The following is an 11,321-nucleotide window of genomic DNA, read 5'->3' as shown; positions in this document are numbered from 1 at the left end:
AAATTAGTTATAAATATGCATATAAGAGGATTTTATGAGAAAAAGAGATCGTCATCAGTTAATAAAAAAAATGATTACTGAGGAGAAATTAAGTACACAAAAAGAAATTCAAGATCGGTTGGAGGCACATAATGTCTTTGTGACGCAGACAACCCTGTCTCGTGATTTGCGAGAAATCGGCTTGACCAAGGTCAAGAAAAATGATATGGTGTATTATGTACTAGCAAATGAGACAGAAAAGATTGATTTGGTGGAATTTTTGTCTCATCATTTAGAAGGTGTTGCAAGAGCAGAGTTTACCTTGGTGCTTCATACCAAATTGGGCGAAGCCTCTGTTTTGGCAAATATTGTAGATGCAAACAAGGATGAATGGATTTTAGGAACAGTTGCTGGTGCCAATACCTTATTGGTCATTTGTCGAGACCAGCACGTTGCCAAACTCATGGAAGATCGTTTGCTAGATTTGATGAAAGATAAGTAAGGTCTTGGGAGTTGCTCTCAAGACTTATTTTTGACAAGGAGATACGGAAAATGGCGACAGAAAAGCTATCACCCGGCATGCAACAGTATGTGGATATTAAAAAGCAATATCCAGATGCTTTTTTGCTCTTTCGGATGGGTGATTTTTATGAATTGTTTTATGAGGATGCGGTCAATGCTGCGCAGATTCTGGAAATTTCCTTAACGAGTCGCAACAAGAATGCGGACAATCCGATTCCTATGGCGGGGGTTCCCTATCATTCTGCCCAGCAGTATATCGATGTGTTGATTGATCAGGGTTATAAGGTAGCCATTGCAGAGCAGATGGAAGATCCTAAGCAAGCGGTTGGGGTTGTTAAACGAGAGGTTGTTCAGGTCATTACACCCGGGACAGTAGTCGATAGCAGTAAGCCAGACAGTCAGAACAATTTCTTGGTTGCCATAGACCGTGATGGCAGTCAGTTTGGCTTAGCCTATATGGATCTGGTGACCGGTGACTTTTATGTGACAGGTCTATTGGATTTCACGCTGGCTTGTGGGGAAATCCGTAATCTCAAGGCGCGAGAAGTGGTTCTGGGCTATGACTTGTCCGAGGCAGAAGAACAAATCCTCAGTCGCCAGATGAATCTGGTGCTCTCTTATGAGAAAGAAGGCTTTGAAGACCTTCATTTACTGGATCCACGATTGGCAGCGGTGGAGCAAGCGGCAGCTAGTAAGCTACTTCAGTATGTCCATCGAACTCAGATGCGAGAATTGAACCACCTCAAACCTGTTATCCGCTATGAAATCAAGGATTTCTTGCAGATGGATTATGCGACCAAGGCTAGTCTGGACTTGGTTGAGAATGCCCGTTCAGGCAAGAAGCAAGGTAGTCTTTTCTGGCTTTTGGATGAAACCAAAACGGCTATGGGGATGCGGCTCTTGCGGTCTTGGATTCATCGCCCCTTGATTGATAAGGAGCGAATCGTCCAACGCCAAGAAGTGGTGCAGGTCTTTCTTGACCATTTCTTTGAGCGTAGTGATTTGACAGACAGTCTCAAGGGTGTTTATGACATTGAGCGCTTGGCTAGTCGTGTTTCTTTTGGTAAAACCAATCCCAAGGATCTTTTGCAGTTGGCGACCACCTTGTCTAGTGTGCCACGGATTCGTGCGATTTTAGAAGGGATGGAACAGTCTGCTCTAGCTTATCTCATAGAACAACTGGATGGGATCCCTGAGTTGGAGAGTTTGATTAGCGCAGCGATTGCCCCCGAAGCTCCCCATGTGATTACAGATGGGGGAATTATCCGAACTGGATTTGATGAGACTTTAGACAAGTACCGTCGCGTTCTCAGAGAAGGGACTGGTTGGATTGCTGAAATTGAGGCCAAGGAGCGAGAAAACTCTGGTATTAGCGCACTTAAGATTGTCTATAATAAAAAGGATGGCTACTATTTCCATGTGACCAATTCGCAACTGGGAAATGTGCCTGCTCACTTTTTCCGCAAGGCGACGCTGAAAAACTCAGAACGCTTCGGTACCGAGGAATTAGCTCGTATCGAAGGCGACATGTTGGAGGCGCGTGAGAAGTCAGCTAATCTAGAGTACGAAATTTTTATGCGTATTCGTGAAGAGGTCAGCAAGTACATCCAGCGTTTACAGGCTCTGGCTCAAGGAATTGCGACGGTTGATGTCTTACAGAGTCTGGCAGTTGTGGCTGAAACCCAGCATTTGATTCGACCTGAGTTCGGAGACGACTCACAAATCGATATCCAGAAAGGGCGCCATGCTGTCGTTGAAAAGGTTATGGGGGCTCAGACCTATATTCCAAATACGATTCAGATGGCAGAAGATACCAGTATTCAACTGATTACGGGGCCCAATATGAGCGGAAAGTCAACCTACATGCGTCAGTTAGCCATGACGGCGGTTATGGCTCAGTTGGGTTCTTATGTGCCAGCAGAAAGCGCCCATTTACCGATTTTTGATGCGATTTTTACCCGTATAGGAGCAGCAGATGACTTGGTTTCAGGTCAATCAACCTTCATGGTGGAGATGATGGAGGCTAACAATGCCATTTCGCATGCGACCAAGAACTCTCTCATTCTCTTTGATGAATTGGGACGGGGAACGGCAACTTATGACGGGATGGCTCTTGCTCAGTCTATCATCGAATACATCCATGAGCACATCGGAGCCAAGACCCTCTTTGCGACCCACTACCATGAGTTGACCAGTCTGGAGTCCAGCTTGGAACACTTGGTCAATGTCCACGTGGCAACCTTAGAGCAGGATGGGCAGGTTACCTTCCTTCATAAAATTGAACCAGGGCCAGCCGATAAATCCTACGGTATCCATGTTGCCAAGATTGCTGGCTTACCAGCAGACCTTTTAGCAAGGGCGGATAAGATTTTAACTCAGTTAGAGAATCAAGGGACAGAAAGTCCTGCTCCTATGAGACAAACAAGTGCCGTCACTGAACAGATTTCACTCTTTGATACGGCAGAAGAGCATCCTATCCTAGAAGAATTAGCTAAATTGGATATTTACAACATGACACCTATGCAGGCTATGAATGTTTTGGTTGAGTTAAAACAGAAACTATAAAGTCAAGACTTGCTAGTCATTCTAGCTGTATCAAGGATACTTCTTTGACAAGTTCCCACTTTTTTGCTAGAATAACATCACACAAACAGAATGAAAATGAGCTGACGCATTGTCGCTCCCTTTTGTCTATTTTTTAAGGAGAAAGTATGCTGATTCAGAAAATAAAAACCTACAAGTGGCAGGCCTTGGCTTCGCTCCTGATGACAGGCTTGATGGTTGCTAGTTCACTTTTGCAACCGCGTTACCTGCAGGAAGTGTTAGACGCTCTCCTTGCTGGGAAATATGAAGCTATTTATAGTATCGGGGCTTGGTTGATTGGTGTGGCCGTGGTCGGTCTAGTTGCTGGTGGGCTCAATGTTGTCCTCGCAGCCTATATTGCTCAAGGAGTTTCATCTGACCTTCGAGAGGATGCCTTCCGTAAAATCCAAACCTTTTCTTATGCCAACATTGAACAATTTAATGCGGGAAATCTAGTCGTTCGCATGACAAATGATATCAACCAGATTCAGAACGTGGTTATGATGAGTTTTCAAATTCTTTTTAGGCTCCCTCTCTTGTTCATCGGTTCGTTTATCTTGGCGGTTCAAACACTACCTTCTCTGTGGTGGGTGATTGTCCTCATGGTAGTCTTAATTTTTGGTTTGACTGCTGTCATGATGGGGATGATGGGGCCTCGTTTTGCCAAATTTCAAACCCTTCTTGAACGCATCAATGCCATTGCCAAGGAAAATCTGCGGGGTGTTCGAGTGGTCAAGTCCTTTGTCCAAGAAAAAGAGCAGTTTGCGAAGTTTACGGAGGTTTCAGACGAGCTACTCGGTCAAAATCTTTACATCGGTTATGCCTTTTCAGTAGTGGAACCTTTTATGATGTTGGTCGGTTATGGGGCGGTATTCCTCTCTATTTGGCTAGTTGCAGGGATGGTTCAGTCGGATCCGTCAGTTGTTGGCTCCATTGCTTCCTTTGTCAATTACCTAAGCCAGATTATCTTTACCATTGTCATGGTTGGATTTTTGGGAAATTCTGTCAGTCGTGCCATGATTTCTATGCGTCGTATTCGAGAAATTTTGGATGCAGAGCCAGCCATGACCTTCAAGGATGTCCCAGATGAAGAGTTGGTCGGCAGTCTTAGCTTTGAAAATGTGACCTTTACCTATCCAATGGATAAGGAACCGATGCTGAAAGATGTGAGCTTTACTATTGAACCTGGTCAAATGGTTGGTGTAGTTGGAGCGACTGGTGCAGGAAAATCAACCTTGGCTCAATTGATTCCACGTCTCTTTGACCCACAGGAAGGGGCTATCAAAATCGGAGGCAAGGATATTCGCGAAGTGAGTGAAGGAACCCTGCGTAAAACAGTTTCTATCGTTCTTCAACGTGCCATTCTCTTTAGTGGAACCATTGCAGACAACTTGAGACAGGGTAAGGGTGATGCCACTCTATTTGAAATGGAACGCGCAGCTAATATTGCCCAGGCTAGTGAATTCATTCATCGTATGGAGAAAACCTTTGAAAGTCCAGTTGAGGAAAGGGGAACCAATTTCTCTGGTGGGCAAAAGCAAAGGATGTCGATTGCTCGTGGAATTGTCAGCAATCCACGTATTCTGATTTTTGACGATTCGACCTCAGCCTTGGATGCCAAGTCAGAGCGCCTGGTTCAGGAAGCCTTGAATAAGGACTTGAAGGGAACAACAACTATTATCATCGCTCAAAAGATTAGCTCGGTAGTTCATGCAGACAAGATCTTGGTTCTAGATCAAGGACGATTGATTGGTCAAGGCACGCATGCAGACTTGGTTGCTAACAATGCCGTTTACCGTGAAATCTATGAAACACAGAAAGGAAAGGAGGAGTAAAATGAAGACAGTTCAATTTTTTTGGAATTATTTTAAAGTCTATAAGCTATCATTTGTAGTTGTTATCCTGATGATTGTTCTGGCAACTCTTGCCCAAGCCCTCTTTCCGGTCTTTTCTGGACAAGCAGTGACGCAGCTAGCTAATTTAGTTCAAGCTTATCAAGATGGCAATCCAGAACTTGTTTGGCAAAGCCTATCAGGAATCATGATCAATCTTGGCCTGCTGGTTTTGGTTCTTTTTATCTCTAGTGTCATATACATGTGTCTCATGACGCGCGTGATTGCAGAATCGACCAACGAGATGCGCAAAGGCCTCTTCGGTAAGCTTGCTCGCTTGACGGTTTCTTTCTTTGACCGCCGACAAGATGGCGATATCCTGTCTCGTTTTACCAGTGATTTGGATAATATCCTCCAAGCCTTTAACGAAAGCTTGATTCAGGTCATGAGTAATATTGTTTTATACATTGGTCTGATTATTGTCATGTTTTCGAGAAATGTGACGCTGGCGCTCATCACCATTGCCAGCACACCAGTGGCTTTCCTCATGCTGATTTTCATCGTGAAAATGGCACGCAAATACACCAACCTCCAGCAAAAAGAGGTAGGGAAACTCAACGCCTATATGGACGAGAGTATCTCAGGTCAGAAAGCTGTCATTGTCCAAGGAATTCAAGAGGATATGATGGCAGGATTTCTTGAGCAAAATGAGCGCGTGCGCAAGGCGACCTTTAAAGGAAGAATGTTCTCAGGAATTCTTTTCCCTGTCATGAATGGTATGAGTCTGGTTAATACAGCCGTCGTCATCTTTGCTGGTTCAGCTGTACTTTTGAATGATAAGTCTATTGAAACCAGTACAGCCCTAGGTTTGATTGTTATGTTTGCCCAATTTTCACAGCAGTACTACCAGCCTATTATCCAAGTTGCAGCTAGTTGGGGAAGTCTTCAGTTGGCCTTTACAGGTGCTGAACGGATTCAGGAAATGTTTGACGCAGAGGAAGAAATCCGACCTGAAAAGGCGCCGATCTTTACTCAGTTGCAAGAAGGTGTTGAAATTAGTCATATTGATTTTTCATACTTGCCTGATAAACCTATTTTGAAAGATGTCAGCATTTCTGCCCCTAAAGGCCAGATGACAGCGGTTGTTGGTCCGACAGGTTCAGGGAAAACGACTATTATGAACCTCATCAATCGCTTTTATGATGTTGATGCTGGTGGTATTTATTTTGATGGGAAAGACATCCGTGACTATGACTTGGATAGTCTCAGAAGCAAGGTGGGGATTGTCTTGCAAGATTCGGTCTTGTTTAGCGGAACGATTCGAGACAATATCCGTTTCGGTGTGCCAGATGCTAGTCAAGAAATGGTTGAGGCAGCAGCCAAGGCAACCCATATTCACGACTATATCGAAAGCTTACCTGACAAATACGATACCCTTATCGATGATGATCAAAGCATCTTCTCAACAGGCCAGAAACAATTGATTTCTATCGCTCGAACCCTGATGACAGATCCAGAAGTTCTCATTCTCGATGAAGCAACTTCAAACGTAGATACGGTGACAGAAAGCAAGATTCAGCATGCCATGGAGGCGGTTGTAGCAGGCAGAACCAGTTTCGTCATTGCTCACCGTTTGAAGACCATCCTCAATGCAGACCAGATTATTGTTCTCAAAGATGGAGAAGTCATTGAACGCGGTAACCACCATGAACTTTTGAAACTAGGTGGCTTCTATTCAGAACTCTATCACAATCAATTTGTCTTTGAATAAGAAAAAAGTTGTCCTATGCGGGCAGCTTTTTCTTGTCCATAAAAAATATTTATCACAAACTTAAAAAAAACATATTAGACGAAAGGCATTTTGAGTGATATGATAGGACTATCGTTATACTCAATGAAAATCAAAGAGTAAACTAGGAAGCTAGCCGCAAGCTGTACTTGAGTACGGTAAGGCGACGCTGACGTGGTTTGAATTTGATTTTCGAAGAGTATTAACATTCGAAAGGAGAGACATCATGCCTAGAACGGTTGTAGGAGTTGCTGCAAATCTATGTCCCGTAGACGCAGAGGGCAAAAACATTCATTCATCTGTATCTTGTAGATTCGCAGAGAGCATTCGTCAAGTCGGTGGTCTCCCTTTAGTCATTCCTGTTGGTGATGAGTCAGTTGTTCGCGATTATGTAGAAATGATTGACAAACTTATCTTGACAGGCGGTCAAAATGTCCATCCTCAGTTTTATGGAGAGAAAAAGACCATCGAGAGTGATGATTACAACCTAGTGCGTGACGAATTTGAATTGGCGCTCTTGAAAGAAGCGCTTCGTCAGAATAAACCAATCATGGCAATCTGTCGCGGTGTCCAACTTGTCAATGTTGCCTTTGGGGGAACTCTCAATCAAGAAATCGAAGGCCACTGGCAAGGACTACCTTTCGGGACATCTCATTCTATTGAGACAGTAGAAGGAAGTGTGGTGGCTAAGTTATTTGGAAAAGAAAGTCAAGTTAATTCCGTTCATCGTCAGAGTATTAAAGATTTGGCACCTAATTTCCGTGTAACTGCTATTGACCCAAGAGACCAGACCATCGAAGCGATTGAGTCTATCGATGAGCACCGCATTATTGGTTTGCAGTGGCATCCAGAGTTTCTGGTTAATGAAGAAGATGGCAATTTAGAATTATTTGAGTATTTATTGAATGAACTGTAACGACTGGAACATCTAGTCGTTCTTTCTTTTATTTTTTCAAAATTTTTGGAATGTGGGATTTTTACGCAAACGTTTGAATTCTGATAAAAATTGGAGAAATTCGACAAAAAACTTGAAAAAAACGAAGGTAAGCGTTATGATAGAAAAGAAGAAATATTGGAGGAATAACATGTCACATATTAAATTTGATTATTCAAAAGTTTTAGACAAATTTGTTGCACCACATGAAGTGGAATACATGCAATCACAAGTAACAGCAGCAGATGAATTGATCCGTAAAGGAACTGGTGCTGGTAGCGACTTCTTGGGATGGTTGGACCTTCCTGAAAACTATGACCGCGAAGAATTTGACCGCATCTTGAAAGCTGCTGAGCAAATCAAATCAGACAGCGATGTTTTGGTTGTAATCGGTATCGGTGGATCTTACCTTGGTGCGAAAGCAGCAATCGACTTCTTGAACCACCACTTTGCAAACTTGCAAACAAAAGAAGAACGCAAGGCTCCACAAATCCTTTACGCAGGAAACTCAATCTCATCTACTTACCTTGCTGACTTGGTAGAGTACGTAGCTGACAAAGACTTCTCGGTAAACGTGATTTCTAAATCAGGTACAACAACTGAACCAGCTATCGCTTTCCGTGTCTTCAAAGAACTTTTGGTTAAGAAATACGGTCAAGAAGAAGCAAACAAACGTATCTATGCAACAACTGACCGCCAAAAAGGCGCTGTTAAGGTTGAAGCAGATGCTAACGGTTGGGAAACATTTGTTGTTCCAGATGATATCGGTGGACGCTTCTCAGTATTGACAGCCGTTGGTTTGCTTCCAATCGCAGCATCAGGAGCTGACATCAAAGCCCTTATGGAAGGTGCGAATGCAGCTCGCAAAGACTACACTTCAGATAAAATCTCTGAAAACGAAGCTTACCAATACGCAGCAGTTCGTAACATCCTTTATCGTAAAGGCTATGCAACTGAGATCTTGGTAAACTACGAGCCATCACTTCAATACTTCTCAGAATGGTGGAAACAATTGGCTGGTGAATCAGAAGGAAAAGACCAAAAAGGTATCTACCCAACTTCAGCCAACTTCTCAACTGACTTGCACTCACTTGGTCAATTTATCCAAGAAGGAACTCGTATCATGTTTGAAACAGTTGTCCGTGTTGACAAACCTCGTAAAAACGTGATTATCCCTAGCTTGGAAGAAGACCTTGATGGACTTGGTTACCTTCAAGGAAAAGACGTTGACTTTGTAAACAAAAAAGCGACTGACGGTGTTCTTCTTGCCCACACAGATGGTGATGTACCAAACATGTACGTGACTCTTCCAGAGCAAGACGCTTTCACTCTTGGTTACACTATCTACTTCTTCGAATTGGCTATCGCTCTTTCAGGTTACTTGAATGCTATCAACCCATTTGACCAACCAGGTGTTGAAGCTTACAAACGTAACATGTTTGCCCTTCTTGGAAAACCAGGATTTGAAGAATTGAGCAAAGAACTTAACGCACGTCTATAATAGAAGAAAAGAGTGGTTTGTCCACTCTTTTTACTCTCTTTATCCATAGAAATTGGACTCAGCCAAGACTTGTGATATAATATAGAGAGCAAAAAGGCAGACGCCTAGAGACTTTATAGGAGAAACTATGTCAAAAGATATCCGCGTACGTTACGCACCAAGTCCAACAGGACTACTACACATCGGGAATGCCCGTACAGCATTGTTCAACTACCTTTACGCACGTCATCATGGTGGAACTTTTATCATTCGTATCGAAGATACTGACCGTAAACGTCATGTCGAGGATGGTGAACGTTCACAGCTTGAAAACCTTCGTTGGTTAGGTATGGATTGGGATGAAAGCCCAGAAACACATGAAAATTACCGCCAGTCTGAGCGTTTGGACTTGTATCAAAAATACATAGACCAACTGTTAGCTGAAGGAAAAGCCTACAAATCTTACGTTACAGAAGAAGAGTTGGCAGCTGAACGCGAACGCCAAGAAGCAGCTGGCGAAACACCTCGATATATCAACGAATACCTTGGTATGAGTGAAGAAGAAAAAGCAGCTTACATCGCAGAACGTGAAGCAGCAGGGATCATCCCAACTGTTCGTTTGGCTGTCAATGAGTCAGGTATCTACAAGTGGCATGATATGGTCAAAGGTGATATCGAATTTGAAGGTGGAAATATCGGTGGTGACTGGGTTATCCAAAAGAAAGATGGTTACCCAACATACAACTTTGCCGTTGTCATTGATGATCATGATATGCAGATTTCTCACGTAATCCGTGGAGACGACCACATTGCTAATACACCAAAACAGCTCATGGTTTATGAAGCACTTGGTTGGGAAGCTCCAGAGTTCGGTCACATGACCTTGATTATCAACTCTGAGACTGGGAAAAAATTGTCTAAACGTGACACCAACACCCTTCAGTTTATCGAAGACTACCGTAAAAAAGGTTATTTACCAGAAGCAGTCTTTAACTTTATTGCTCTTCTTGGTTGGAACCCAGGTGGCGAAGATGAAATCTTCTCTCGTGAAGAACTCATTAAACTTTTCGATGAAAACCGCCTGAGCAAGTCTCCAGCAGCCTTTGACCAGAAAAAACTCGACTGGATGAGCAATGACTATATCAAGAATGCAGACCTAGAAACTATCTTTGAAATGGCAAAACCATTCTTAGAGGAAGCAGGCCGTTTAACTGACAAGGCTGAAAAATTAGTTGAGCTATATAAACCACAAATGAAATCAGTAGATGAGATTATCCCATTGACAGATCTCTTCTTCTCAGATTTCCCAGAATTGACCGAAGCAGAGCGTGAAGTCATGGCGGGTGAAACAGTCCCAACAGTTCTTGAAGCCTTTAAAGCAAAACTTGAAGCGATGACAGATGCAGAATTTGTGACAGAAAATATTTTCCCACAAATCAAAGCTGTCCAAAAAGAAACAGGTATTAAAGGGAAAAATCTTTTCATGCCTATTCGTATTGCTGTTTCAGGTGAAATGCATGGTCCAGAATTGCCAGATACGATCTTTTTGTTAGGCCGTAAAAAATCAATCCAGCATATCGAAAATATGTTAAAAGAAATCTCTAAATAAGAAGGATGTAATAATGGACATCTGGGAAAAGATGTACGAAGAAGCACAGAAATTATATAATCCACATGAAGTATCTGATTTTGTTTATGCTAACCATGTCGTAGCCGCAGTAGAAGCAGAAGATGGACAAATATTTACAGGTTTCTGTATGGAGGGAACCTGTGGTGTTTTCCATCTCTGCGCAGAGCGTGCGGCACTCTTTAATATGTATCAATTCTCGGGACAAACTAAGGTTAAAAAAGTCTTAGCCTTTCGAGAGCAACCACCTTATGGTGGAAGTTCGGGTATGCCTTGTGGCGCTTGCAGAGAGTTCCTCTTAGAGTTGAACGCTGAAAATAAGGACGCAGAATTCATGATGGACTACGATACAAGAAAGACGGTGAAAATCGCAGAACTAATCCCATATTGGTGGGGAGAAGAACGTGCTTCTAAGTTTAATAATCAATAGAAGAGTCAGTATAATTCTGGCTCTTTTTACTTAATTTGAAAAAAGATAAAAAAAGTTGTTGACAAGTTAGAAAAAGTCTGTATAATAGTAAGAGTTGAAAATAACAGCTCAGGTCCGTTGGTCAAGGGGTTAAGACACCGCCTTT

General features: G+C 42.8%; 8 protein-coding genes. All 8 read left to right on the top strand.

Translation table 11 applies throughout. The features are described 5' to 3' along the window. The first annotated feature begins 34 nt into the window (after positions 1-34). On the top strand, positions 35-481 hold the full coding sequence (gene argR / locus M1F55_RS07920) for an arginine repressor (protein ID WP_001231476.1): 447 nt from the start codon (positions 35-37) through the stop codon (positions 479-481). Positions 482-531: 50 nt separating this feature from the next. Further along, positions 532-3,066: a DNA mismatch repair protein MutS gene (mutS, locus tag M1F55_RS07915; protein WP_247947628.1), complete on the top strand. Its 2,535-nt coding sequence runs from the start codon at positions 532-534 to the stop codon at positions 3,064-3,066. Between the two features lie 146 nt (positions 3,067-3,212). After that, a complete protein-coding gene (patA, locus tag M1F55_RS07910; protein ID WP_247947627.1) occupies positions 3,213-4,919 on the top strand; it encodes an ABC transporter ATP-binding protein in 1,707 nt (568 codons plus the stop codon). A gap of 1 nt (position 4,920) precedes the next feature. Continuing rightward, positions 4,921-6,687 carry an ABC transporter ATP-binding protein gene (gene patB, locus M1F55_RS07905; protein ID WP_247947626.1) on the top strand — a complete coding sequence of 589 codons (1,767 nt, stop codon included), beginning with the start codon at positions 4,921-4,923 and terminating at the stop codon, positions 6,685-6,687. Positions 6,688-6,931: 244 nt separating this feature from the next. Continuing rightward, entirely contained in the window at positions 6,932-7,621 is a 690-nt protein-coding gene (locus M1F55_RS07900; RefSeq protein ID WP_001138351.1) for a gamma-glutamyl-gamma-aminobutyrate hydrolase family protein, read from the top strand. A 169-nt stretch (positions 7,622-7,790) separates the two neighbouring features. Further along, positions 7,791-9,140: a glucose-6-phosphate isomerase gene (locus M1F55_RS07895; protein ID WP_000018268.1), complete on the top strand. Its 1,350-nt coding sequence runs from the start codon at positions 7,791-7,793 to the stop codon at positions 9,138-9,140. A gap of 127 nt (positions 9,141-9,267) precedes the next feature. Further along, a complete protein-coding gene (gene gltX / locus M1F55_RS07890) occupies positions 9,268-10,728 on the top strand; it encodes a glutamate--tRNA ligase (RefSeq protein ID WP_203213034.1) in 1,461 nt (486 codons plus the stop codon). Between the two features lie 13 nt (positions 10,729-10,741). Next, positions 10,742-11,176: a cytidine deaminase family protein gene (locus M1F55_RS07885; protein ID WP_247947625.1), complete on the top strand. Its 435-nt coding sequence runs from the start codon at positions 10,742-10,744 to the stop codon at positions 11,174-11,176. The last annotated feature ends 145 nt before the right edge of the window (positions 11,177-11,321 follow it).

The sequence above is a fragment of the Streptococcus mitis genome, assembly GCF_023109235.1.
Taxonomy (GTDB): Bacteria; Bacillota; Bacilli; order Lactobacillales; family Streptococcaceae; genus Streptococcus; species Streptococcus mitis_DA.
This window is presented reverse-complemented; position numbering and strand designations above follow the sequence as displayed.

Bases quoted from the DNA above. Each gene is read 5' to 3' on its own strand.
- gltX (WP_203213034.1), top strand. From the start codon at position 9,268: ATGTCAAAAGATATCCGCGTACGTTACGCACCAAGTCCAACAGGACTA.
- argR (WP_001231476.1), top strand. From the start codon at position 35: ATGAGAAAAAGAGATCGTCATCAGTTAATAAAAAAAATGATTACTGAG.
- mutS (WP_247947628.1), top strand. From the start codon at position 532: ATGGCGACAGAAAAGCTATCACCCGGCATGCAACAGTATGTGGATATT.
- M1F55_RS07895 (WP_000018268.1), top strand. From the start codon at position 7,791: ATGTCACATATTAAATTTGATTATTCAAAAGTTTTAGACAAATTTGTT.
- patA (WP_247947627.1), top strand. From the start codon at position 3,213: ATGCTGATTCAGAAAATAAAAACCTACAAGTGGCAGGCCTTGGCTTCG.
- M1F55_RS07900 (WP_001138351.1), top strand. From the start codon at position 6,932: ATGCCTAGAACGGTTGTAGGAGTTGCTGCAAATCTATGTCCCGTAGAC.
- M1F55_RS07885 (WP_247947625.1), top strand. From the start codon at position 10,742: ATGGACATCTGGGAAAAGATGTACGAAGAAGCACAGAAATTATATAAT.
- patB (WP_247947626.1), top strand. From the start codon at position 4,921: ATGAAGACAGTTCAATTTTTTTGGAATTATTTTAAAGTCTATAAGCTA.